Below are 26,150 nucleotides of genomic sequence, written 5' to 3'. Positions count from 1 at the left end.
GCCTATCACCTCATTAAAAAATTTGGTAGAACAAATGCACAACATGAAAGTTTTTTCTCTTGGTGTTTATATTATTGAAGCGAATGAAGAGTACGTAAATAGACTAAAAAATACTTAAATCCCATTCTTTTGCGATTTTTTTTAGCAGCGTAACGCCTTTTACGCTATTCCCGTACTCATCAATAGCTGGACTGTATATTCCGATACCGCATCCGTCTGGAAATGGAGACTGCTTTTTCGTATTAGGTGGCACCAATGACATGATTCCTCCCGATACACCGCTTTTAGCTGGCATACCAACAAATGCCGCAAACTTTCCTGAAGCATTATACATACCGCATGTAAGCATGAGCGCTTTTGTTAATTTAGCTACTTCTTTTGGAATTACTTGTTTGTGAAATACTGGATGATATCCGTCTAATGACAGAATTAATCCAATCAGTGCAATATCTTCAGTCGTTACTTCAATCGAGCACTGCTTTAAGTAAACCTCTAGAACCTCTTCTACTTCTCCTTGTAAGTAATTCGTTTCTTTTAAATAGTAGGCAAGCGCACGATTTCGATGAGACGTTTGCCATTCTGATTCAAAGACCGTTTCATTAATAAGTGGTGTTTTCCCGGTAAGCATTGTTATCACATCAAACAAATAGCTTAATTTTTCTTTTGCCGTCTCCCCAGATAAAAGAGATGAAACCGTTAAAGCACCGGCGTTAATCATAGGATTGAACGGCTTTCCTGGTTTATGCATTTCCAGTCTTATAATAGAATTAAATGCATCTCCAGTTGGCTCTACATCCACTCTCTCTAGCACATAAGGAATGCCGCAGCATAAGCAAGCTGCTATAAAGCTAATGACTTTAGAAATACTTTGAAGAGTAAATACCGATTCATAATCTCCAGACTGGATAACAGTTCCGTCAGCACCAATCAAACAAATACCTAATTGAGACGAGTCCATATCTTTCAGAGCTGGAATGTAATCAGCCGTTTTTCCTTCTGAAGAAAATTCTTTTATTTGCTCTACCCACTCATGTAACTGCTCTTTTGCAGTGACGTGTAAGTAAGACATTTCCTGTTCAATTTCTCTTTTCATTAAAATCACCTCATCACTTAATTAACTTTTTATTTTAAAGCGCTTTCATAAAGCGGGATTTCATTTTCATTTTTAATGTACAATGCAACCTACGAGAGCATACAAAAACCTACAAAACTTTTTGTAATTATATTTTTATCTTTGGCACTCTTCTCCATTGTGCTGGACGCTGTCACAATGTATACTAATTCACGAATCACTTCAGGAGGTGAAATTATCTGAATTTTAAATCTTTCATTCGAAAAGATCCGTACATTTTATTGCTCATGCTCATTACTGTCCCGCTGGCGGGAGAGTTAAAATTTTATCCGTTAAATGAAACATTTCGAATTACATTTGGAGCTCCTACATTTTTCTTTTTCCTGTTGCTTTTAAAACGAAAAACCGTTTTAGCCGGGGGCTTGTTAACCGCTTTAAGTGTCGTTCTCTTTCGCATCATGCTCGATTATGTCATGCTCGATCATTTTCAATTTGCGGCTTCTGCACATACGCATTACCCTACATTTTTCTTCTACTTTACGTATGCACTTTTATTTTTTGTTTTTAAAGTAAGCCGCATGAACTATAGTGCTATTGTAATTGGAGTGATTGGACTCATCATTGAAATTGCTGCTGATGTAGTGGAACTAACTGCGCAGTATATAGTTTTGCACACAACAATCCATGTCGATTCATTATCTGACATGGCCGTTATTGCTTTTGCTCACAGCTTCATTGTACTTAGCTTTTTTAATATGATGACGATTTATGAATCACAGTCACGAGAACGTCAAATTCGCAAACAAAATGAGCACATGCTAATGCTCATTACAAGCCTTTATGAAGAAACCGTTCATTTAAAAAAGACCCTTCATAATACAGAAGCGATTACAAAAGCTTCGTACGATTTATACCGCGTATTAAATCAGCAGGAAAAAGATCATTCTGTGCTAAACCAAACGCTCAGTAAAAAAGCGCTTCGGATTGCGGGAGATATTCACGAAGTAAAAAAAGACAACCAGCGTATTTTTGCGGGCTTATCTAAAACAATTTCAAATGAAAGTTTCCAAAATTATATGAAAGCAGAGGAATTAATCGAGCTGATCGTACGCATCAACAAAAAATATGCCGATTCTCTTCACAAACAAATTACCTTTTTTTCTTCTGTAAACGGGGAACATTTCAGCTACCACGTTTACACCATTTTATCGATCATTAATAACTTGGTAGCCAACGCAGTGGAAGCGATCAAAGATGAAGGAAGGATTGTTTTATCGGTACATAGACAAGCTGAACATGTAGAATTTCATGTACAAGACAACGGTCCTGGAGTACCTTTAAAGTACGAAAAAGCTATCTTTGAACCTGGTTTCACCTCAAAATACGATCAATTTGGAAACCCCTCTACTGGCATTGGTCTTTCTTATGTAAAAGATATTGTTCAAGAACTTGAAGGTACGATTAAAGCTACACAAGAAGACAGCGGAATGACGTTTATCATTCAAATCCCCCTTCGTAATCTAATTCAGAAAGGATGAGTTTATGCGATTTTGTATTACAGATGACGATTCAGCTATTCGTTCAACGCTCAGTCAGCTGATTGAAGATGAGGATTTAGGAGAAGTTGTAGAAGAAGTCGTCGACGGAAGCTTTTTAGATGCCTCTACGTTAAATTTAAAACAAATTGATATTTTATTTATCGATTTACTTATGCCAGGGCGGGACGGAATCGAAACGATCCGTCATTTAAAAGATTCATTTAAAGGAAAAATGATTATGATTTCACAGGTGGAATCCAAAGAATTGATAGGAGAAGCCTACTCATTAGGAATTGAATACTATATTACAAAACCAATTAACCGAATTGAAATTTTAACGGTTATTCGAAAAGTAACGGAACGAATCTCCCTTGAGAAATCAATCGATGATATTAAAACCTCCTTGAATAGTTTAGCGACAGCTCATCACGCCCCCCCTTCAAGCCAGCCGGTAACGAAACAAGCCCATCTATACGATGTAGGTAAATTCTTATTAGCCGAGTTAGGTATTGTAGGAGAAAATGGTGCAAAAGATTTACTGGATATTTTACAGTTTCTGTACACTTATGACCAAAGAGAAAGTGTGGAAAAACATTTCCCTTCTCTAAAAAATATTTTTGTGAATGTGGCTGAGAAAAAATTAGGAGCTCACGCGTCTTCCATTGAAATTAATCGCGAAACCAAAGCTTGTGAACAGCGAATAAGACGAGCAGTTACTCACTCACTAAATCACTTTGCTTCTATCGGATTAACAGACTTTTCAAATCTGAAATTTGAAAATTATGCTTCTAAGTTTTTTGACTTTACAGCTGTTCGTAAAAAAATGAAAGAATTACAGGGAGATTCTAAAATTTTGCCGATTCGCATTAACACCAAAAAATTTATTCAAATATTCTTTTTTGAAGCAAAGCGCTTGTTAAGCAAGGAAAAAAGCTGGTATTGACAGAAAAGACGGAAAAGGTGCAAATACCTCTTCCGTCTTTTATACTAATTGATTCAGTTTTACTAAGGAAGGTCCATATACAGTACGCAGAAGCAGCGTCTTTTCTCCCCTTGCATATTCCACCAGAGAAAATGCTCCTTTTTCTGTTTCTACCTGTACATCTACAGAAACTGGACACTCTTTTAACTGATTAACTATCAGTTGCGCTTGTTCCACCGACAAATAAGAAGAAAGGCGAATAAGTATATCCAAATCACTAGTTGTTGTAACAACTTCGGCACCACTTGCAAATTCGAATCCCACACTGCCGGTTGGTCCCCACGCAAAATCTTTTAAAATAATAGCAACTTCTTTTAAAGCACCTGTGGCTGGCATGTTTCTAAAGTGGCCGTTTTGAAAAATAGAAACGAGATCTTCCGGCCTAATTCTTTGTTTAACGGCCTGCTCAGATACAAATGCTCCAAAACGCTGATTCCTTCTTTCTCCTCTTACTCCAACAGGTATCAGGCTATCTCGTTGAACAGCCCGCCTTACAACGACAAACGGAGCCTTCCCTAAAGAATGCTCCACCCAATCAGGGATAGGTGTATAACTGATAAGCTTTGCTTCCTCTTTTAACTGAAGCAAATCATGAGCTATATATTCCATTGTTTTTCCAACTCATCTCTTACTAATAAAGAAGCTTTTCGCCCTTCCTTCCTTGCTTGCTCACTGTATAGCCGGGTGCTTAAATCGTACACACCTTCACGGCGTACATCTTCTACTGCTCCAGTCAAAATATCTTGAATCGTTTGAACGTCACGCTCTGTGGGCTGCTCTGCTTGAATACCGCTAACCAGCTCATATAAAGCGCCAAGTGAGGCAAATGATTCAATATCATAAGCCATGGAAGGGACTTTCTTTGAAGCTTCTTCAAGTTCTTTTATACTTCTTTTAGTAATGCGCGCTGCCGACTGTTTGGACATGGCGTGAACATTCACTCCTTCGTCTTTTAAAGCCACAATTCGATTTGATTGGTACCCATGAGCTAGAAATGCTCCTGAAATTGCTTTTCCGACAATTAACGTAATAACCGGATGACCTGCTAAGCGCGCTGCTGCATAAGCATCAGCCGCAGCACCGCAAGCATAGTGAATACCTAGAAGTTCTTCATGATAGCCATACGCTTGACTCAGTACGTCCACAATGGCGATTATAGGCCGAGGAGATTGATTTCGATCTTCTTTTATTATTTCACGAACGTGCTTGGCAATTGCCCATCCTTCATCTAGTCCTACTTCCCCTTTTCGTGCACGTAAGAAACGATTATAAGGATTAGGTACAACCGATATATATCGGACCTTTTCTCTTCCTAGCAATGCGTCTTTATAAAGAACGGAAGGAATTTCAAAATCTGCTTCTTCATCATTTATTAAGGCGTTGATCCACACGCGACCGCGGCTGTTGGGCATGTTACCTGGAACTTCATTCAGCGAGTAAGAGACTGTTGAAGGGATAGGTTCATTTTTTGTTGTGTTATACAATTCTTGAAACTGATCAGGAGCCAGTTTTTCTGAAGGATCAACCTTACTAAGCAAATGTCTGTAAAAATCTACTTGTTCTGTTTTACTAGTTACTTTTCCTTTCTTCTGAAACGTCTCTTGAACCGCTCGTTGAATAGCAGTGACATCATCCTGTGCTAAGGTATCTGCAAACCCGGTTTCATAGCGTTGCATACCGCCAATCATTTTCCAGATTAAGCTTCGGTCTCTTGCATCAAACTCTTCAACCCCTGCTTCTTGTTCGATCACTTCAGGGCCGTTAAGGCCAAACCTTGCTTCTTTTGTCATAATGAGATAACTAAAGAGTGAAGCAGTGATGGACATTCCTCCAAAGCAGCCTACATTTCCTGAAATAACTCCAACAACAGGTGTATGCTCACGCAAAGCAACCACAGCTGAGCCAATTTCAGATATCGACAAAAGTCCATAATTCGCTTCTTGGAGCCTTACCCCTCCTGTATCGAATAGAAAAACAGGTCTAACAGGAACACCTTTTTTGTGATTATTAAGGGCTAGTTCTAAAGCTCCTGCAATTTTAGCTCCCGATACTTCACCAATGCCTCCCCCTTGAAACCCTCCTTCTATTGAAATGACAACGGCTGGCTCTCCTGCTATCATCCCACCTGCTATAATGACACCATCATCGCTTTGAGGAACAATATTTTGCTTAGGTAAATGAGGCGATTCGATTCCGTCAAAAGGGCCAAGCAGCTCACAGAATGTTCCTTGATCTAAGATGGCCTGCGCTCGTTCTCTTCCATTTAACTCAATAAAGCTTTGATTATTCACTCCCATTTTCACTCACCTCCAAAGCTTGTGCAAGACGCAAGGCGACTACACCAGGCGTAGCACCGAAATCATTAATTACAATTTTCGCTTGAATGGTATGAACACTAAAGAACCGGTCTAATACGGCTTTCCAGGTTTCACTAAATCCTTCACTTCCTGTTCGTACTGATACGTGAGCATGTTCTTCATCAGAAGGAACCATTAAAATTTCTAAATCCCCTGAACCAACAACGCCTACATGTGCGCGCTGAGTTAACTTTCGATCGGCTTTGTATTTAAACACTAACGTTTCCATTAGCCACTCCTCCCTGCAGACGTTTACGATTCTTTAAAAAGAGATATTCGATCTAAAAATAATACAGCAGCCAGCAAATCTGCACTTCCGCCTGGAGAAGCGTTAGATGATAGAAGTATATGATCTAACGCTTTTAGCCGCTGTTTTCCCATTGATGTAGATACCCCTCCAGCTTCTAACACATTGGATGCCGCCATTTTAACCTCCTTTAACACAACCGGACCAGCACGATGCAAAATACACGTATCATCAAGGTTGGCGATTAGTGTTACTAAAGTATCAATCCTTGCTGATGTTTCATGTATGCCTAGCTTACGAGCTTTATGTAAAGCAGGCAAGCCTATATGAATTACGTGAGGAAATCCTTGCTTCGCCTCTCCAGCCGCTCCTTTTGCGCCATACTGTTTTTTCACACGAAGTCCATTAGATGAATGCAGAGGACAAAAACGATCTGCATAACGAGCAATTTTTCCTGCAGCTTCTGTGATGGATGCAGGTGATGCTTGAATGCCGCAAACCGCTGTTGCAGACGCAAGTAGGCCTAATGCCCAAATGGCTCCTTTGTGTGTATTAACACCATCCGTAGCCCCGTACATAATTTGTTCGCCCTCGCGTCCAATTCGAGCAATTTCTTCCCTTAGCATCTGACTTGGCTGCTTTCCTTGACTGTATAATGCAATCTGTAAAAAGGTCGGTTGTAAAGCATAAGCAGAAGTTAACAGCGTCTCAATATTCATATCTTGATGAGATCCAGTTGTTGCTGCATCTACAAGCCCAGGCTTAGGTGTAAGCACCGCTTCATCAACCAGAGCGGTAACTGCCATTTTAGCTATTAGACATGAGTAAAACACAGCTGGTCTTGGCTCTTCTTGAATACTTTGAATACGCATATTTCTTACCAGCTCCTAAATTTAGCAGGCGGATCATACAAGCCATCCGACCATTCTACTAAATCTTCGACACTTCTTGCTGCCAATAATGAACGTTTTGCTTCTGTACGGCGAATCTGTAAATCTTCGGGAAAAGCCACTAGGCCATCTCTGCGCATCTTTTCCACTTTATTTTGGTTATATCGAAGGCCTATAGGTGTTACCCCTGCTACTGCTTCAAGCGCTGCTTTTCTTTCGTCCAAGCTTTGTGCTTTATATAAATAAGCAATTCCTTCTTCCGTCACAACATGCGTCACATCATCCCCGTAAATCATGACAGGAGCAGTAGCTACGCCTGCTTGTTTCGCTACCTTTATCGCATCCAAAGACTCCACAAAAACAGGCTCATTTCCTGATTGAAAGGTTTCAACCATTTGAACAACTAATTTTCTGCCTCTCGCTAGTTCGTGCTGATCGTTTATCATATCCAACCAAGCAGGCGTAGAATGTCGGCGGCCTCTAGGGTCATGCCCCATATTAGGAGCTCCGCCAAACCCTGACAAACGTCCAGATGTGACGGTAGAAGAATTTCCTTCTCCATCTATTTGCAAAGTTGATCCTACAAAAGCATCTACCGCATATTGACCTGCCACTTGACACATCGCACGGTTTGAGCGCAGGCTGCCGTCGCGTCCTGTAAAAAACACATCTGGACGCGCTGCTGTGTATTGTTCCATTCCTACTTCTCCGCCAAAGCAGTGCACGCTCTCAATCCATCCGCTTTCAATAGCCGGAATTAACGTGGGGTGAGGATTCAGAGCCCAGTGCTTGCATATTTTACCTTTCAGTCCTAACTTTTCTCCATAGGTAGGCAGCAAAAGCTCAATTGCAGCGGTATTAAAACCAATGCCATGATTTAATGATTGTACGCTGTGGCGCTCATAGATACCTCGAATTGTCATCATAGCCATTAAAATTTGGAGTTCTGTAATATGACGAGGATCTCGCGTAAATAAAGCTTCCAATTGATAAGGCTGATCCGCCACGACGATACAATCAACCCAAGAAGCCGGAATATCAACTCGCGGAAGTTCTTCAACAAGTTCATTTACCTGCACAATAACAATTCCATCCTTAAACGCGGTTGCTTCGATAATGGTTGGTGTTTCTTCCGTATTTGCTCCTGTATATAAATTACCTTGTACATCCGCTTTGTCAGCAGCCACTAAGGCAATGTTCGGAATTAAATCAATGAAAAGGCGTCCGTAAAGCTCTAGATATGTATGAATTTCTCCCATTTTCAACGTCTCATCTTCAATCATTTGAGACACGCGAAGGCTTTGAGCACCGGCGTACGAAAAATCAATTTTTTCAGCAATTCCTTTTTCAAATATGTCGAGATGTTCCGGACGTGAAATACTAGACATAATCATATGAAGGCCGTGTATTTTATCAGCGCTTACTTCATTCAGCGCCTTTGATAAAAAAGATGCTTGCTTTTGATTGTCTCCTTCAAGCACTACTTTATCTCCGGGTGATATAAGCAATTCTAACGCTTCAATAATGTGTTCATTACCCAATAACTTCCCTTTAAGAAGATGGTCTATTTTCGCAAGGCGCGCTGCTTTTTGATCTCGGCGATTTGTCCATGATTTTGAAGTTTTTTTTATGCCACTCATGTTCTAGCTCCTTTCTGATACTTCTAAATTAATACGCTTACATTTTTTCTTTTTCCATTAAAATCATCAAAGTTTTCATCGTAGATTCGGCTGCCGAAATAGCCCTTGCTTCAGGGAAGCTCTTAGCAGCCAAATCCGCTAGCACTCTTCCTGGAGCCATTTCAATATATAATCTTGTGCCCATTTCATACATAACTTCCGTCGTATCATGCCAACGGACGGGCAGGGCAACACTCGCTGCCAAATCTTCCTTAATATCAGCAGCTTTCCATAATTTCCGAGCTTTACAATTACCTATAAAAGGAACGGACGGGTCCTTTCCTTGCACTTCCGTTATGGTTTTTCGTAATTCACTCGAAACTCCTTCCATAAGAGGACAGTGAGAAGGCACCGTTACATGAAGCATTTTAGTTTTTCTAGCCCCTTTTTTAGATGCTTTTTCAAGAACTTTCTCAATTGCTTTTAAGGTGCCAGAAATCGTTATTTGATCAGGAGAATTTAGATTCGCTACGTACACAGGAGCTGCATCAGTTGATAGTTCATTTACAATAGAGAGAAGCTGATGTTCACGCAGTCCCATCACAACCCCCATACCATAACCATCAGGATAAGCATTTTCCATCAGTTTCCCTCTTTTTTTCACAAGAAGAAGAGCTTCTTTAAAAGATAACACTTCAGATGCAACTGCTGCTCCAAACGCCCCTATAGAATGCCCTCCTACCACGTCTGGCGAGTATCCTTTGTTTTTAAACGACCTAGCCGCAGCCACTCCTGCAATAAAAAGACATATTTGAACATTTTTATTATATTTTAATTTTTCTGACGAATCTAAAGATAATACGTCTTGATTTAAAACCTCACTTGCTTCTTCAAACGTAGTCGCTAATCCCCATTTATTTTTTATATCATGAAGCATACCAGCATATTGTGCACCTTGGCCTGGAAATAGAAATGCAACACTCATCGTGTTTCTCCTTTCGACTTTATATCATCCAAGGAGATAATGGATAATTTTATTATAAAGAACATAGGATCAATAACTCTAATACATATTTCTTATATATCTTATAACTTGAAATCTATATAAAAAGAGATTGAGACATAACAAAATCAATGGAAAAATCCGAACGGGTTAGATTCTCCATTAAGAATCTAACCCGTTCGGATCTTCAACTAAAGTACTTTTAGCTACAGATGAGCCGGAAAATGCGGAAGCACTTCTTCGCCAAGCTCATGTATAACTTCTTCAGCCGGACGCTTGCTATCAAAAAGAGCAAAAAAGAGATGATTAACTCCTATTTCTTTATAAATAGAAAGAAGTTCAATTAATGTATTACGACCTGCTCGAAATCCTAAACGAATTGGCGTTGGCATTTCATTTGGATCTTCTGCCAAATCTAGATGCATAGGTTGTGTAAAAGGTTTAAAAACGCCTGGATGATAGATATCAACCAGTTTCCTCCATTGTGTAATAGCTTCTGCTTGAAAATGGGGATGACGAGGATAATACATCCAGCCGTCCCCATACTGTGCAAACCACTCCATATTTTGCTGACTGTATCCCGTGATCATCGTTGGAATACGTTTCGTTGGCTTAGGAACGACATTTGCTCCTTGAATGGATCCCAAAGCAGACTCGATAGATGGAAATTCTTTATTTAACGCTTCTTCTAAATAATGAAAAGCCTCTGAAAATCGCTTTCCTCTTTCTTCATGAGGAATACCTAACCCTCGAAAATCTGCTTGACGGTCTCCAGAAGATACGCCCATAATCAAACGCTCAGGAAAAAGCTGATCAATGGTTGCCATTTCTTTGGCTACGCGAAGCGGATGGCGCAAAGGCAGCACAATAGCAGATGTACTAAGAGCAATTTCTTTTGTTTGACTGGCCAGATACGTCAAATAAATAAGCATATCATAAATTTGACCCGTGGCTGGATCGCCAAATGATGGATCTTGAAGAAGGACATCGCGGAACCATAAGCTTGTAAATCCATATTATTCTGCAAGCTGCGTGAGCTCTACTTGTTTCTCCATCGTAGGCGTGGCATATTGATAATTTTCAAGCGGCATATGCAAACCTAACGTTAACTCATTCTCCTTGTACATACGACGATACGCCTTATGATGTTGAAATGTAGTCATTTGCTTCCTCTCCCTTTATAGCTAAGAGATCATCGCCTTTTGCGATGATCTCTTGTTTTATTTTGCTTTTGCTTCTATTGAGCGGCTCCATGCTGTTAATAAGACCGCCCCTAAAACCATAACTCCTCCAATCCAAGGAGTATGAACAAGACCAATCGAATCAACAATCAGGCCGCCTACAAAAGAACCAATAGCAATTCCAACGTTAAATGCCGCAATATTAAGCGCAGAGGCTACGTTCACTGCTGAAGGAACATACTTTTCAGCTAAGTTCACGACCAGCACTTGAAGTCCAGGTACGTTCATAAATGCCAATAAGCCCATGGCAAAAATCGTAATTGTTCCCGCTACTTTAAACGATGCAGTAAACGATAAAATAACTAAGATAACTGCTTGAATTAAAAACATCCAAAATAATGCTTTTAACGGGTTTTTATTCGCAGCTTTTCCTCCGATCGTATTTCCGATGGCTACTGCTACACCGTATACCAGCAGTAAGATACTGACCGCGCTTGGTGCGTATCCTGTTAGTTTTTCAAGAATAGGTGCTAAATACGTATAAGCTACAAACGTTCCGCCATATCCTAAGGCAGTAATAGCAAACGATAGTAAAAGCGGCCCGTTTTTCAAAATTTTCAATTGATCACTAAACTTTGCCGGCGGCGCTTCCTTTAAGTTTTTAGGCACTAAAAGAGCACTTGCAATAATGGCAATAACCCCAAGTAACGCTACTCCCCAAAATGTTGCTCTCCAGCCGAAAGCTTGTCCGATAAATGTACCAAGCGGAACACCTGTAACAGTTGCAACTGTTAAACCTGTAAACATTAAAGCAATGGCACTTGCTCGCTTATCTTCTGGCACTAAATCAGCAGCGATAGTCGCACCGATAGAAAAGAAAATCCCGTGTGAAAATGCAGTAATAATTCGTGCTATAAGCAGCAGCCCAAAGCTTGTTGATAAAGCTGCTACTGAGTTTCCTACGATAAAAATAACCATCAATAGCATCAACAGTGATTTTCTGCTCATTTTACTTGTTAAAGCTGTTAATACGGGAGCTCCAAATGCAACTCCCATTGCGTATCCTGAAATTAATAACCCTGCTAGTGTAATGGAAATATTTAAATCATCTGCAAGCGATGATAATAAACCTACTGGAACAAACTCTGTAGTCCCGATTCCAAAGGCGCTAATAGCTAGCGCTAATAGCGGCAAAGCACCGCTTTTTTTACTTTGTTGTGTTTGTGAAAGTGTGTTCACTTCTTAACGCCTCCTGTTCGTTATGATAACTTCTTCATAATAGCTTCTCTTACGGCTAATTAGCTTAGGTACCTTTCATATATTCGCTAACTCGCCATCAACAATTGTTATTATGAGCGATGTAAAACCAAAGAAAAAGTACGCACTTTCAAGTGATATAGGCACCTGGAGGTTACAATAAGCGTAAATACTAAAGTCATGAACTATTGGGTATTCTAAAAAAATGCTTACACCTAGAAAATTTTGCTCTATAGTGATATGATAAACATCAGAAAAAATGCGAAAACATGCATTTGACCGTTATCTCTAGAACAAGGAGAGTTGTTAACGTGAAAAAATATAATATTCCAGTGGAAGCGGCACTAGAAGTCATTGGAGGCAAGTGGAAAGTCGTTATTCTTTGCCACTTAATTAAAGGGACAAAGCGCCCTGGAGAATTAAAAAGAATTATGCCGCGCGTTACGCAAAAAGTATTAACGCAGCAGCTTCGAGAACTTGAAGCAGACGGCATCATTGTTAGAAAAATGTACAATGAAATGCCGCCTCGAGTAGAATACTCTTTAACAGATTACGGATGGTCTTTAAAAAGCATTCTTGATTCATTATGCTCTTGGGGAGAACATCATATTGAAAAAACGTATCCTGATAAAGAAGCTGTACTTATGCAGCCTGTAGAAGAAGTCACTGTTTCTAATTAAAAAAGCTGACTAGATAGTCAGCTTTTTCATTCCCTTACTTTCTTTGTTTTTTCAGATGATGTATATATTCAGGAGGAACCCATATGACAGAACAACTTAAAAAGAAAATTAGTCTTCAAGATGCTATCAAACAGCAGCTTGCTAATAAGAAAAATCAATCTTCAAGTAAAGCTCAAAATAGCAGCACCAATCAAGCAACCAAAAAGCTGACGAGTCAACAAACAAAAAAAACGAATAATCAGCGAAAGAGAACAGGTGTATAATGAACGGACAAAATAGAAAAGACGTAGCTCCTGGAATTGAAGTCGACATTGTTTTAAAAGCAGATCAGCGTTCTGGAAAACTTACACACGGAACGGTCAAAGACATTCTGACCAATTCAAGCTTTCACCCACACGGCATCAAAGTCCGTTTAACAGATGGACAAGTCGGACGCATAAAAGAAATTTACCCAAATTAAAAAAGCATGTATTCTACATGCTTTTTTAATTTACACTTCAAATAAATCTACTTATCATTTCCTACTTTTGTTAAAATAAAGAAGCACTGTCGTCCCCTTTCTTTCCTTTGGGAATTCACGCAAGGAAGAAAAAGGTGGTGGATAGTCTGAGACGAATCCTCAAGTCATTTTTCCTAGATGCTGAGAATGTTCAGCTCCTAACGGCTTACGTAGAGCTTTTAGGAGCCATAGTCGCTCTTATTTTGCTATTTTTCCAGTAGTAAAATAAGTAATCACCGATAAGTATCGTCTAAAAGGTTCTTCATCCATAAGGCTCGTGTGCTGATTGTCTTTAGGGAATCGTGTTTGGCGGCACTTCCCTATAGTAAAAAGACAGCTTCCTTGCAGAAATGGACAAGGTGTAATCAACTACGGCCGATTATGGGTGCGGGACCTTTTTCTTTATTAGTCTATGTCTTTTTTTTACTTCCCATACACAAAAATAAAAAAACCTCCGAGTTGGCGGTCTCGAAGGTTTTTTCTAGTGAATCGTTTTCGACAAATCCTCATCCAGGCTAACAAGGTTCAGATCTAATAAGATTATGTGATGAATTTCTTCACCTTACAAGTTACACTTGTCAAAGCTAAGAATTCATTCGCTTGTTAAGAATAACTGAACGTGCGCTCCAGATTGTCATTTTTCCTAGCCTCAGTATATCATACTTATTGAAAACAGGTAAAAAAAGTGTTCGACAAAGCTTGTTAGCAACTCTTCACCTATGTCATATTTTTCAAAACAAAAAACATTTTACAAATATGAAGGAATTTCATACTATTAGATAAAAGATAAAACATAGAAGATAGAAGTATTCTGACTTGGAGAGGATTTCAATGAAGCAGCCTCAGTTAGAAAAAGAAATTCGAGCCTTACAATCAGATATTTACCAATTAGCTAAAAAAACAAGCAGCTATTCTCACGGTGAGATTTTAAAATTAAGTCAAAAGCTAGATCAAAAAATTGTTAGTTACCAAAAGCTTTTTAACCATACCAAATAAGAGCCGCGTTGGACTTTCACTTGCTATCCCTCAAGTACCATAAACCTACAAATAAAACAGATATGTTTTATTCGCAATAGGTACATCTCTGCTTCCCTAATTAATAGGGAAGTTTTTTATTTAGAAAATTAAAACCTTCTCCTTTCCTTAGGTTAGTTGTCATACAAATTGGGTATTCAATCAGTAGGCCTTAAAACCTATCTAAGAAACATAAAGGAGAGAATGCATGATGAGTAATGCTGATACTGCCGAAACAAAAAAAGGCGCTGACTTACTAGTAGAAAGTTTGGCAAGTCAGAATGTGCCTTATATTTTTGGCATTCCAGGAGCCAAAATTGATGGCGTATTTGATATTTTGAAAGAAAAAGGACCAGAAGTAATTGTTTGCCGCCATGAACAAAATGCTGCGTTTATGGCAGCTGCTATGGGAAGACTGACAGGTACGCCGGGCGTTTGCCTTGTCACATCAGGTCCAGGTGCCGCTAACTTAGCCACTGGCCTTGTGACTGCTACTTCTGAAGGTGACCCAGTAGTAGCCCTAGCAGGAGCCGTTCCAAGAGCAGATCGATTAAAAAAGACGCATCAATCAATGGATAATGAAGGACTATTTAAATCTATCGCCAAATTCAGCGTTGAGGTAGAAGACGCTGCAAACGTTCCAGAAGTGATAACAGACGCCTTTCGCGAAGCTGTTTCTTCTCCTTCAGGAGCATCTTTTGTCAGCTTGCCGCAGGATGTAATGGATAGCGAAACATCAGCTTCCACTCTATCCGTTTTAAAAGCTCCTACGATTGGGACTGCCAATTTAGACGCTGTTGCCCAAGCTATACACACTATTCGCACAGCAAAACTACCTGTCTTGCTTTTAGGTATGAGAGCAAGTAAATCTAAAGCAGTGGAATCAATCCGTCAACTTATAGCAGAACATGACCTTCCTGTGGTGGAAACGTTCCAAGGTGCGGGAGCTGTTTCAAGAGAGCTTGAAACCCACTTTTTTGGGCGAGTAGGTCTTTTTCGCAATCAGCCTGGAGACGTCTTATTGAAGCATGCTGACGTCGTCTTAACAATCGGATATGACCCAGTTGAATACCCTCCTTCTCTTTGGAACTCAGAAAGTCAAAGAAGCATTATTCATTTAGATGATTTACAAGCACAAGCTGACCACCATTATCAGCCGGAAATTGAGTTAGTAGGGGATATTCCAAGCACAATTGACATATTAGCGGATAAACTCCCACATTTAATACGTTCAAAAGAAAGTGCTTCTTTTTTAAAAACGCTAAAAAGTAAACTTGAACAACCTGACGATCAGTACGAGTTTTCTAATGACACTCACCTTCATCCCCTACAATTAATTGAAGCTCTGCAGAACTTTATTGAAGATGATACTACCATCACATGTGACGTTGGTTCGCATTACATATGGATGGCTCGTTATTTTCGTTCCTATGAACCTCAGCATTTACTATTCAGCAACGGTATGCAGACACTAGGTGTTGCTTTGCCTTGGGCTATTTCAGCTGCACTCGTTCGCCCCCATAAAAAAGTTCTGTCTATGTCTGGAGACGGCGGTTTTTTATTTTCAGCTATGGAGCTCGAGACAGCCGTTCGATTAAACTTACCAATTGTTCACATTATATGGAACGATCAAACCTACGATATGGTTGGCTTTCAACAGCAGATTAAATATGGTCGAAAATCTGCAGTAGAGTTTGGCAGTGTAGACTTTGTTACGCTTGCTGAAAGTTTTGGTGCCAAAGGATTTAGAGTTAACTCACCAGAAGAATTTTCGGACACTCTAGCAAGCGCTTTTCGTGAACAAGGCCCAGTTATCATCGATGTTCCTGTAGATTATAAAGATAATGAAAAATTAAATACACAGCTACTGCCAGATCAAATTAACTGAAAGGACTGAGTAAAGAATGAGCAATAAAGAAAAATTAACGATTCACCAAACTTCCACCATGATCGCTTTATTAGACGGAGTATTTGACGGTGTTGTCACATACAAGGATTTAGCTAAGAAAGGTGATTTCGGCATCGGTACGTTTAATCAATTGGACGGTGAAATGATTGCCTTTGACGGAGAATTTTATCATATTGCTGATGGGAAAGCCGCGCCTATTGGCGAAGATGCAAAAACACCTTTTGCCATTATGACAACCTTTTATGAAGATATCTCTTATCGTGTAGAAAAGGAAATGAATCGTGAACAACTAGAAACCTTAATGAACGAGCTTATTCCTAGCCCGAATTTATTCTATGCAGTTCGCATTGACGGGAAGTTTAAAGAAGTAAAAACGCGCACGGTTGCAAAGCAAGAGAAGCCCTATCCTTCTATGGTAGATGCGGCTGCTGATCAGCCTACATTTACATCTTCAGATGTAAATGGAACACTAGCAGGTTTTTATACGCCAGAATATTCTTCAGGCATCGGTGTTCCCGGCTACCACCTGCACTTTATTGATGAATATAAAAAAGAAGGGGGACATGTTTTAGATGTCTCTGTTCAGGATGTTACAATTCAAATCTGCAAAAAAACGAAATTAAATCTCAATTTATCGGAAACAAGTGAATTTTTAAATGCTAATTTAGAAGACCATGATGTAGAAGAAGAAATTGCGACGACTGAATAAACAACGATACTTTTACTGATAAAAAAACGCTCATCGTCATGCATGACGATGAGCATTTTTTATTTAATCGCGTTCAGGCTTCATTTCTAGCACAACACAGAAACCTTCCGCCTATACGTAAAAAGAGCCTGTGTCTTTTAAAACATAGAAAAATGGTATTTCAGTCTCTTTTAGACATCTAGCCATTCGATCCTTAAAGTTATCTAATTTAATTATATTTTTTGCTTCTTCTAACGTAAAATATCCCACATCCTGCGTTTCATTGGAGACAGAAATTTCCCCGCTAATCGCTTTTCCCTTTAATAAAATAACAGTAGTAGATCGTTTAACATCTTGTTCTACTCCTAGAAAGTTGGTCACTTCAATAACAATTCCAGATTCTTCTTTAACTTCTCGTATCCCCGCATCTTTTATTGATTCACCTGCTTCAACAAAACCGCCTGGAAATTCCCATCCCCGTCTATGGTTCTTGACTAGAAGCACGTGATGATCTTGATTTACCACCATAACTGCTACAGCTAATTTTTGATTCAACTTTTTCTCACTCTCCTTTTAGACCGTTAAGATATTGTTCAAGAAGATGAAGAAACCTTTCTATATCTCTATATGTGATATCACCAATATTTGCTATTCGAAACGTTTCTAATTTATCAATTTTACCAGGATAAATGGTGAATCCTTGTTTATAAAAAAAATCATGCATAATATCAAAATTATACTTTTTATCGGAAGGCTCGAGGATAGAGGTAATAATTTTAGAATGATGTGTTTCAGGAACCAAATAGGTTAACCCAAGCTGAGTAATTCCATCCGTTAAAGTAGTCCATGATTTTGAGTAGCGTTCATATCGTTTCTCAATTCCTTCCCACTGAGTTTCTATAATTGCCTGCTTTAAGGCGTACATAGTCTGAACAGGAGGAGTAAAACGCAATTGTTTATTCATTTGGAAATATCGATACTGATCATATAAATGAAGATAAAGGTTACGAGGCTTTATTTGCTCCGTTTTTTCTAACCGGTCTTTATTTGCTATAACAAACGACACGCCTGCCATTCCTTGAAGGTTCTTATTTGCACTTGCGGCCAGATAGCTTATATTCATTTTTTGCATGTCAATTGGAACAGCTGCATACGAACTCATTGCATCCACAATCATTTCGATATTTTTCACTGCACAAAATTCCCCAATTTTTTCAATATCATTAAGAAGCCCCGTGGAAGTTTCACAGTGAACAAGCGCCAGATAAGAAACGTTCGTTGAAATCTTTTTTATAAAAATTTCTAAGTTGTTCATATCAATAGCCTGCTCGGCGGAGCTTTTATATTCTAAATAATTCAGTCCATAAATTTCAGCGATTTTACACATTCTTTCACCGTATGGACCATTATTGATAATAACAACCGTACCGTTATCAATTACGGAACTTAAAATCGATTCCACTGCCGCCGTTCCAGATCCGCCGAATAATACCGTAGTATACTTTTCTGGATTCCCCACAAATTTTGTTAGTTCAGCAGAGATAAATTCCATCGTCTCTCCAAATTCTTTTTCTCTCGGGCAAATGTCTTCCACTATTTGAGCATATTTGACGGTATCTGTTGTAGTTGCTGGTCCGGGGTTTAGGAGTATATTTCTCTTAACTGTATGCGTAATACCTTCTCGAGCTTTAATAATCGGATAAACAATAGCAGTTGCTCTTGCCCAGTGATCTTCATCATCCACTTCACACCATGCCAAATTATCTAGTTTATGAACATATACATTTGCTTTTTCGGAAATTTTAACGAGGCCATATTCATAATCGATCGTTTGATTAAACTGGAACAGCGTATTTGCTTCATCACAAAGTCTCTGAAATGTAGCATAAGAGAGTTTAGTTAAACCAACTAGTTCTGCATAGATACTATTCAACTCTTCTTTTTGTTTTGACATATTCTTAAGGTTATTATTTTCATCAGCTTCAATATAAACTTCATCGCCAGCACCGTTCAATTTACTTGCTAGTATGACATCTGATCTTGAATGGTTTACTAATGTTTCCAACGCATTCTTTTCATAAATTACATCTGATTCCAATAGTAAAAAATCTTCTTTAATATAATTTTTAAATTGATACAGCGTAAACAGGCTTCCCGTTGTTTCGTATCTAGAATTATAAACACATTTTATTTGAGGATATCTAACCATTAGCTTTTCATATTCTTCTTTCATATATCCTGTTCCAATAAAAATCGTCTTGACTCCTGCTTTTATTAACTTCGAAATGGAATGTTCAATAATCGATTTTTCATCAATCATCAAAAAACCTTTAGGGCGGTTTCCAGCTCTTTTACGAATCCTGCTCCCCATCCCTGCAGCTAGAATAACAGCTGTTTTAATCATCTAAAAACACCTGCAGTCTTTCTCTGACTTCATAAGGCTTCATTTCAGGACGCCCCAGGTTCTTTTTAGATCCTTTCGCTATTTTAAGATATAAAAACGTTAATTTTTTATTACTTTTCCACTGTTTGATGTACGTCTCTAACTCATGTAAGTTATGAACATGAATAGAATTTTGATACCCACAGGAAGAAGCAATATCTACAAAATTAATGTTATGAGAGACCGTATGTTGTCCCCCTGTAGAATCATGGGTTTGATTGTCTAAAAGAATGTGTAATAAATTTGCTGGACAGTAGTATCCGTTGGTTGCTAGATTTCCCATGCGCATAAGCAACGCTCCGTCTCCATCAATTGTAATGATGTTCTTTTCATTTCTGCTCAAAGCTAAGCCTAAACCAATGGAACTAACGCACCCCATAGATCCAACCATATAAAAATTATTTCTTGCGTCTTCTATTTCGTAAAGCTCTCTTCCTGTTTTTCCTGTAGCGGCCAATTGAATAGTATCGTTGTCTTTTAATGAATTAACTACTTGTAATGCCTCATACCTTGAAGGTAACTCGTCGGTTGTTATCTGTTCACTTCTCATTTTAGGAGTAATGTTTTTCATTGATTTTTCTAAAAGCTTAACTGGCTCAAACGTTCCTTTTTTTACAATAAAGAAGTAGCTTTCATTATTTTCAACAGCTTGATTAGCCCGCTGTAATTGTTTTTTAACTTCCGTAAAATCAAAAGACAAATATTCCCATTTTATTTTCATCGTATTTAGCAGGGCAGGAGTAATTTCTCCCATTAATTCATGCTGCGGTTCATCTGGACATCCAGGTTCTCCGCGAAAACTGACAAATCCAAGGACAGGAATTTTAAACGGATGAATAAGAGAGGTTAAAGGGGAAACAGCATTTGCTAATCCGGAGTTCTGCATTAAAACAACCGCTTTGTTGCCAGCAATTGATGCGCCAGCAGCAATCGCTACCGCTTCTCCTTCGTTTGCTGCTGCAACATATTCACATTCGTTGATAGCGTAGTTAATAAGATGTTTAAGATAGGAACAAGGAACCCCGCTATAAAATTGAAAACCTAGTTTTTTTAATTGAGTTCCAAATACGGACGTACTAATCATTTTTCCCACCATCTTTTTGAATCTTTGTATACGTTTCGGTATCTATCCATGACCCCATTGTATATTTAACAGCAACCGGGTGAATTAGATTAACATAATTAAAGAAATCAGAAAACGTGAGCTGAGCAAAATCTTTTCTTTGTGCCAATTCTTCCAAAGCTTTTTTTACAACCTCAGTGCCTTTTGCGGAAACTTTCCAAAGACCAATGAATTCACCGTGAATGTTGTTAGAGTTTGGATTGCACGACATTTGAATCAAGTCTACTGTTTTGGAATACAGCTGCTTGGAATAGGGAAGTTTAGCAGTTACATAAGATGTTTGATTCCCTTTTAACTCATAATCAGCTCCTGCTACGATAGTGATATCGCCACTTTGATGAATTAACTCCTCAAAAACATGTGTTTTATATACGATGTTACTATCGCTTATTAAAGTAGCCGTTCCTAACTTATCTCTTGCAGCATAGAGATGATATAATTCTCCTTTATTAGGAAACGCCTTATCTTCCATAGCTTTGTTGGAACCTACTTTTATACTATTTGTCACGCCGACTTTTTTTAACTGATTTATCTGCTCAGTTATCAAAGCTTCATTTGCTGATTCTTTTACCAGAATCATAGCGTTCGTGCTATGATTGGCAGAGCTTAAATAAAGTTTCTCTGCGATGTCGAGCTCTTCAGCTTTTTGAAGACGGAAAACTTCCTCAAGCGGAGAGACATTTTTTTCTACGTTAATCAAACTTTTATCGTAATAAATCTGAGCGGACGTTTTTTGCATAGCTGTAATGGAAGATCTTAAGTTATGGTTGGCCCAAATGCTCAACCTAATTCCTAAATCACTAAATTTATCAGTTGGAACTGAATAATATTTGGTTGGAACAATAATAACCGGAAGCCTGTTTCCCCACTCTTTCATAAAAGCTTCAATCTCTGTCATATCTGACCTTTTACTATGAATCAAAACGGCGTCGGTTCCCGCTTGGCGATAAGCTTCTGCACGTTTTAAAGCTTCCTTCAGCCCCCACCCTGCAATAAAAGCTTCTACACGCGATACCACTACAAAATCTTCGTCATTTTGGCTATCTTTCATTGCTTTGATTTTGCCGCAAAATTCATTAATATCTGCAAGCGGCTGTGCTTCACCTTTAATAAATGAGTTTGTTTTTGGAAACAATTTATCTTCAATACATACGCCTGGAATGTCTCGCTGCTCCAATTTCTTAACTAATCTTCTTGCATTATTAAAGTTCCCATAGCCTGTATCACCATCAAGAAGAATTGGAATGGACGTTGCGTCACTCATAAACTCTAAGATGTCTAATACCTGTGTCCATGAAGCCTCGTTATTATCTCTTACACCCAGTGCTGCAGATAATGACAGGCCGCTGGCCCATATCCCTTTGAACCCTGCTTCTTCTACAATCTTTGCAGATAGCGCACTGTGAGCCTCCATAATAAACTCTAGCTGTTTACTTTCTATCAACTCTCTTAGCTGTTTAGTCTTCTTCATGTCTATCCTCCTTTTACTCTTCGTTGTCTGGAATAAGTTTATTTCTTAATTCCTTAAAAGTAGGTTTTGTCATAACACGGTGCGTTACTTTTAATAAAATTATTGTATCTTCATTTAAATATGGCGCTAGCACATTGTATACTTCATCACCAGTCTTACAAAAATAGACTTTATTAGGGTCCATTCCACATTTTAAAGCTCCTGTCCCAATAGCTTTTGCTTCTTCTCCTACTACCACTAAAATATCAATCTTTGATTCCGCTGCTTTTTTTCCCATATCTTCATATTGTTTAATTGCATAAGGTCCTTCTCCTAGCTGAGGCATGTAACCTAATAAAGCAATAGATTGTTTCTCTTTTGACATATCACTAAGAACTCCGAGAGCTGTAGCCATCGATAAAGGTGAAGAGTTCCATGTATCATTAATTACCGTACATTCATTCATTCCTCTTTTAAATTCCAAATGTTCTTCTACTTGTTCAAACAAGCTAAGTCTTTGTATCGCAACGGAAATATCAACGCCCGCATAAAATACTGCAGCAATGGCAGCCAGTGCATTATACACATTATGTTCACCATATCCAGGGATAAAAGCATCGTATTCTTTGTTTTGGTACTTTAAAGTAAAAGCCATTCCTCCATTAGCATATTTAATATCTTTTGCTTGAAATTGTGAACTATCATTTTTACCTATATATACAACATTTTGAAGATGACTAACATCAAGCACTCTCTTAATATTTTCATCATCTGCGTTTAAAATCAAAATGCCGCTGTTTGGATCTAAGCCTTCTACAATTTCGGCTTTTGCTTTCATATATTCTTCAGGTGTTTCACAATCAGCGAGATGGTGCACGCCTATATTTAATAGAATTCGTATTTGTGGCTGAAAGTAGCGACACGCAACTTTTAAATAGCCCGGATAAGCGACAGGCATTTCAAAAACAGCTGCTTCTGTCGTATCATCAATACCTGTTAAATAACGTAGATTTACAGACATAGAATTCATACTCATCCACGTAGCTTTCACTTTATAATCTTCAATTAATATTTGTCGGATCATCTCTTTTGTGGTCGTTTTTCCACAAGTTCCTGTAACACCAATAACAGGAAGATCAAAAAGCCCTCGGTAGTATTCGATAAATTTCCAATAAGCCTCTTCTAATTGAGCTGTTTTAACAAGAATAATATTTCCCTCTAAGTTCGTGCACAGCTCAGGGTGATCTGTTATAACGACAATTGAATGATTTTCTTTCCAATACTTCCCTCTAATCGGTTCTCTATCTAAATGAAAGATGAGTGTATGATCCTCTATATCCTTTTTAGCGTAGTTTATAGCATGTTTAATAACAGGATTTCCTGATCCATAACAAAGGTCTCCCCCCGTTTGTTTAAGGATTTCATTTAATGTGAAGTGCTTCATGTTAAATCCTCCTTTTCTTCTTCGTAACCAGCCAGTGAAGACGCATAATTAAGCAGACGAATCCCCGCCAAAGTACGCAGCTTGTAGGCTCTAATTTGTGAGAATAGACTATCTGGTTTTGCATTTATTTCAAGTAACTTTATGGAACCGTACTGATCTATACATAAATCTACCGCCAGCTCCCCAAAAGGACCTACTTTCTCCTCTACTGTTGCAACAATATTTTTAGATATTTTAGCTAATTGGTTTATAATGAGTCTTCTGTCTGTTGGATCAGGATATAAACTGTTTAATATTTTACTGAGGCGCATATTCGTTTCAGAATCTTCCGTTAGCACATCTTCACCGGTGAGACGCGCAACCATACCCGTTCGAAGCCAAATTTGCTTTTCATTTTTTTGCATATAAACCCGTATTTCTAAATTTTTATCTTTATGCTGTTTTCTGCGAATTCCTTCTTGAACAAGATAAGGATTGTTTTTCATCAAAGGAGAGAGCAAAGTAAATAATTCTTCCATATTACTGAATTGATGCAGCTCTTTTTTATTAAGATCAAACCAAAAGATGCCTGTTGGTCGGCGAACGATACGCATGACTCCTTTACTTAAGGCTCCGCCAAGCGGTTTTAAATAAACTTCTCCGTAGCTATCAAGCATTTCTGCAATGTCAGCAGAATTTTGTACGAGACGTGACTCTGGAAGAAATTCTTCATATTCTTTCATAAGAAGTTCATATGTTGCCCACTTATCTCCCGTAAGCTGAAACAAATTTGAAGAATTAACAAAAGGAATTTTATAAATCGCCTGGAGTTTTGCCCTTACTTCATCTATTAAAATATTCTTTCTACCATCTATGAAATAACGGTCATAAATAACAGCAGGAAAAGGAAAAAGCCCTTCACCGTTAATGGTTGTTCCTTTAACCAATTTTTTCTCCCAATCAATATCTTCGGGTTCAAACACATATACAAGCATTCGCTTTTCAGTTGCTAAGCGACATAGATGATGAAAATAGGTTGTTTGTCTTTCAAAAGGACGGTTAGCAAGAATGCCAATGATAGGACCTAAAGTTATGATGCCTTCTGAAGCTGATAGCTTGGGGCACCAATCTTTCGGGAGAGATAGTTTATCACGGAGAGATTTAGAGAGTTGAACCATATTTGGATGGCGAAATGAAAAAGGATAAGAATGAACAGTTGCAGTTGATATTGCCTTTCCTGCACTAACAATCGTAGACTGCCCCTCTTTGAGGCCGTATTTTAAACGCAGCTTTTTGGGGATTTGAATAATATGTCCGCGGTCATAGATTTCTTTAGAAATCTTTACATTCCAATTCCTACGAATATCCTTTGATTCATCACAAGGAATTTCTTTTTCTATCATTTCAAATAGAAAAGATAGTTCATTTTGATAGTGTGGATAGCTGGATGTTTTCATAAGATTGGCTTTGATATCTTTCCACATTCGTTTAAGAAAGATTTTATTCCCTTGATAGTAGGCACGCTGCGTAAGTGGATGAAATAAAAATTCGCTTTTTAATTCATGATGATGGGTAGCAACTAGCTGAGCAAGAGCTAAAGTGGAGAGAGTAATTCTAGGGTCGATAATCCAAGAGCTTAAAGTTAAATACTCAAATCCATACGGTTTCTCACGATAGCGTCCAAGACCTCCATGGTTCGTTTTCCGTCTGAGTTTAGCGGTCTTAGATTCTTCTATCAGCGCTACGGGAATAGCAAGGTAGTGGTCAAGAGCTCTTAATAAGGATAAAGAAAGCGGAATGCCAAAATGAATATGTCCTCCACATTGATACCCTGAAAACGGCATGCTGCCTGCCTGAAAATGAATATTTTCATATGGTACCTGTGCAGATGCTTTTTCTATTAATTTTTGAATATTCTCAAATAGTTCTGTTGATGAATTCGCTTTTTCAGGCCTAACTTCTACTAATGCATACTCACCGCTATCTTGCTCTATTTGTCTTTCATCACAGCCTATCGGACCTTCAACAGAAAAAAAAGTAGAAGCTGGTAGAAGCTCTCCATCACAACTTAACATAAACTCAACGTCAGCACCCATGCTAAAAGGAACACTAGGCTTTAATGGATTTTCTATCCATTCACTTTCTGATGAGTTAATATCTGTGACGATACACTCTCCATTTTCTAATACCCCCATTTTGACAAAGCCACTTTTAGCTCCCGTTACATAAAGCGCTCGAATGGCTATGCTTACCAACATTTCCGGTACATCCATGCTGTTTATCTGTTCTAATTTCCAGCCGAAGGCTTTTGTTCGAATGGGTATTTCATTAAATACAACGTGTTCACTAGTAACTACTTGTACTGATTTTACGTTCAGCCCTTCCACTTCTAGGAAATATTCTCTGTCTATTGCATACATTTTCGTAAAATAATCATATCCTTCATATATTGCTTGATCCTTTGTATTTACGATGACAATATCTCTTCCGCTATGGTGACCATACTTCCTCCCTATCACTGGATATGAACAGGTTTTGGGGTCAACTAATTCAACAGACGGTATATTATTCAGATTAAGAGTTTGCAACGTCATTTCTTTATCAGATAATATCCCTAACTCTTCTCTCATTGGATCCATTTTAAAGCCTCCTAATTAGAACTTTCTATCGTATTTTGCTACTTTAATGCCCTATAACAATAATCAGCTACTCCTATAGTATGTAAATATACAAAATACTCCTGTACATTTATCTATTTATTTCCACCATCTCTAA

The 26,150-nt window shown here is 38.4% G+C and carries 22 protein-coding genes and 1 pseudogene; 8 read left to right on the top strand and 15 right to left on the bottom strand.

Annotated features, from left to right (window positions below; all coding sequences use genetic code 11):
• Window positions 1–103 precede the first annotated feature (103 nt).
• The gene (locus POF52_RS17055; protein WP_013081836.1) at window positions 104–1,093 is read right to left on the bottom strand and encodes a glutaminase; all 990 of its coding nucleotides are present in this window, start codon (window positions 1,091–1,093) and stop codon (window positions 104–106) included.
• A 266-nt stretch (window positions 1,094–1,359) separates the two neighbouring features.
• Between POF52_RS17055 and POF52_RS17050 the strand changes: the two genes are divergently transcribed.
• Together POF52_RS17050 and POF52_RS17045 are read left to right on the top strand one after the other, a co-directional pair.
• Window positions 1,360–2,610 carry an ATP-binding protein gene (locus POF52_RS17050; RefSeq protein ID WP_013081835.1) on the top strand — a complete coding sequence of 417 codons (1,251 nt, stop codon included), beginning with the start codon at window positions 1,360–1,362 and terminating at the stop codon, window positions 2,608–2,610.
• Between the two features lie 4 nt (window positions 2,611–2,614).
• Window positions 2,615–3,553 carry a response regulator gene (locus tag POF52_RS17045; protein ID WP_176585064.1) on the top strand — a complete coding sequence of 313 codons (939 nt, stop codon included), beginning with the start codon at window positions 2,615–2,617 and terminating at the stop codon, window positions 3,551–3,553.
• 39 nt (window positions 3,554–3,592) lie between these two features.
• Here the strand turns inward: POF52_RS17045 and POF52_RS17040 are convergent, their stop codons facing one another.
• From POF52_RS17040 to POF52_RS17005, 8 genes and pseudogenes are all read right to left on the bottom strand, one after another.
• A complete protein-coding gene (locus POF52_RS17040) occupies window positions 3,593–4,201 on the bottom strand; it encodes a malonate decarboxylase holo-ACP synthase (protein ID WP_013081833.1) in 609 nt (202 codons plus the stop codon).
• A complete protein-coding gene (gene mdcD / locus POF52_RS17035) occupies window positions 4,189–5,889 on the bottom strand; it encodes a biotin-independent malonate decarboxylase subunit beta (RefSeq protein ID WP_271993577.1) in 1,701 nt (566 codons plus the stop codon). The genes POF52_RS17040 and mdcD overlap by 13 nt, the downstream gene beginning before the upstream one ends.
• Window positions 5,876–6,178, bottom strand: coding sequence for a malonate decarboxylase subunit delta (locus tag POF52_RS17030; RefSeq protein ID WP_013055506.1), 303 nt, complete (start codon window positions 6,176–6,178; stop codon window positions 5,876–5,878). Before POF52_RS17030 ends, mdcD begins: the two co-directional genes overlap by 14 nt.
• A gap of 23 nt (window positions 6,179–6,201) precedes the next feature.
• The gene (locus POF52_RS17025; protein ID WP_013081830.1) at window positions 6,202–7,068 is read right to left on the bottom strand and encodes a triphosphoribosyl-dephospho-CoA synthase; all 867 of its coding nucleotides are present in this window, start codon (window positions 7,066–7,068) and stop codon (window positions 6,202–6,204) included.
• Between the two features lie 5 nt (window positions 7,069–7,073).
• A complete protein-coding gene (mdcA, locus tag POF52_RS17020; protein WP_271993574.1) occupies window positions 7,074–8,726 on the bottom strand; it encodes a malonate decarboxylase subunit alpha in 1,653 nt (550 codons plus the stop codon).
• Window positions 8,727–8,763: 37 nt separating this feature from the next.
• The gene (gene mdcH / locus POF52_RS17015) at window positions 8,764–9,690 is read right to left on the bottom strand and encodes a malonate decarboxylase subunit epsilon (protein ID WP_176585070.1); all 927 of its coding nucleotides are present in this window, start codon (window positions 9,688–9,690) and stop codon (window positions 8,764–8,766) included.
• A gap of 224 nt (window positions 9,691–9,914) precedes the next feature.
• A pseudogene (locus tag POF52_RS17010) lies at window positions 9,915–10,871 on the bottom strand (LLM class oxidoreductase).
• Window positions 10,872–10,928: 57 nt separating this feature from the next.
• The gene (locus POF52_RS17005) at window positions 10,929–12,128 is read right to left on the bottom strand and encodes an MFS transporter (protein WP_014461498.1); all 1,200 of its coding nucleotides are present in this window, start codon (window positions 12,126–12,128) and stop codon (window positions 10,929–10,931) included.
• A gap of 329 nt (window positions 12,129–12,457) precedes the next feature.
• Here POF52_RS17005 and POF52_RS17000 point away from each other — a divergent pair, with 329 nt between their 5' ends.
• The 6 genes from POF52_RS17000 (at window position 12,458) to budA (ending at window position 16,957) form a co-directional block, all read left to right on the top strand.
• A complete protein-coding gene (locus POF52_RS17000; RefSeq protein ID WP_013055500.1) occupies window positions 12,458–12,826 on the top strand; it encodes a winged helix-turn-helix transcriptional regulator in 369 nt (122 codons plus the stop codon).
• Window positions 12,827–12,909: 83 nt separating this feature from the next.
• Window positions 12,910–13,089 carry a hypothetical protein gene (locus POF52_RS16995; protein ID WP_013055499.1) on the top strand — a complete coding sequence of 60 codons (180 nt, stop codon included), beginning with the start codon at window positions 12,910–12,912 and terminating at the stop codon, window positions 13,087–13,089.
• Complete coding sequence (locus POF52_RS16990) at window positions 13,089–13,286, top strand: YwbE family protein (RefSeq protein WP_013055498.1); 198 nt, start codon at window positions 13,089–13,091, stop codon at window positions 13,284–13,286. The genes POF52_RS16995 and POF52_RS16990 overlap by 1 nt, the downstream gene beginning before the upstream one ends.
• 870 nt (window positions 13,287–14,156) lie before the next feature.
• Window positions 14,157–14,321, top strand: coding sequence for an aspartyl-phosphate phosphatase Spo0E family protein (locus POF52_RS16985; RefSeq protein ID WP_014461503.1), 165 nt, complete (start codon window positions 14,157–14,159; stop codon window positions 14,319–14,321).
• Between the two features lie 226 nt (window positions 14,322–14,547).
• Complete coding sequence (alsS, locus tag POF52_RS16980; protein WP_442956645.1) at window positions 14,548–16,227, top strand: acetolactate synthase AlsS; 1,680 nt, start codon at window positions 14,548–14,550, stop codon at window positions 16,225–16,227.
• A gap of 16 nt (window positions 16,228–16,243) precedes the next feature.
• Window positions 16,244–16,957, top strand: coding sequence for an acetolactate decarboxylase (gene budA / locus POF52_RS16975; RefSeq protein ID WP_074893920.1), 714 nt, complete (start codon window positions 16,244–16,246; stop codon window positions 16,955–16,957).
• 111 nt (window positions 16,958–17,068) lie between these two features.
• Here the strand turns inward: budA and POF52_RS16970 are convergent, their stop codons facing one another.
• The 6 genes from POF52_RS16970 to POF52_RS16945 are packed head-to-tail and all read right to left on the bottom strand — an operon-like array spanning window position 17,069 to window position 26,014.
• Window positions 17,069–17,491: an NUDIX hydrolase gene (locus tag POF52_RS16970; protein ID WP_013081823.1), complete on the bottom strand. Its 423-nt coding sequence runs from the start codon at window positions 17,489–17,491 to the stop codon at window positions 17,069–17,071.
• Between the two features lie 7 nt (window positions 17,492–17,498).
• Window positions 17,499–19,340, bottom strand: coding sequence for a 2-aminoethylphosphonate aminotransferase (locus POF52_RS16965; RefSeq protein WP_271993565.1), 1,842 nt, complete (start codon window positions 19,338–19,340; stop codon window positions 17,499–17,501).
• Window positions 19,333–20,463, bottom strand: a complete 1,131-nt coding sequence (aepY, locus tag POF52_RS16960) for a phosphonopyruvate decarboxylase (RefSeq protein WP_176585077.1) — start codon at window positions 20,461–20,463, stop codon at window positions 19,333–19,335. The genes POF52_RS16965 and aepY overlap by 8 nt, the downstream gene beginning before the upstream one ends.
• Window positions 20,456–21,973 (bottom strand): phosphoenolpyruvate mutase, encoded by a 1,518-nt coding sequence (aepX, locus tag POF52_RS16955; protein ID WP_271993563.1) that lies wholly within the window; start codon window positions 21,971–21,973, stop codon window positions 20,456–20,458. The genes aepY and aepX overlap by 8 nt, the downstream gene beginning before the upstream one ends.
• 13 nt (window positions 21,974–21,986) lie before the next feature.
• A complete protein-coding gene (locus POF52_RS16950; protein WP_271993561.1) occupies window positions 21,987–23,396 on the bottom strand; it encodes a Mur ligase family protein in 1,410 nt (469 codons plus the stop codon).
• Window positions 23,393–26,014, bottom strand: coding sequence for a putative amidoligase domain-containing protein (locus POF52_RS16945; RefSeq protein ID WP_271993559.1), 2,622 nt, complete (start codon window positions 26,012–26,014; stop codon window positions 23,393–23,395). The genes POF52_RS16950 and POF52_RS16945 overlap by 4 nt, the downstream gene beginning before the upstream one ends.
• Window positions 26,015–26,150: the final 136 nt, after the last annotated feature.

Origin of the sequence: Priestia sp. AB, assembly GCF_028369225.1 — a bacterium.
In the GTDB taxonomy this organism is placed as follows: Bacteria; Bacillota; Bacilli; order Bacillales; family Bacillaceae_H; genus Priestia; species Priestia megaterium.
This window is presented reverse-complemented; position numbering and strand designations above follow the sequence as displayed.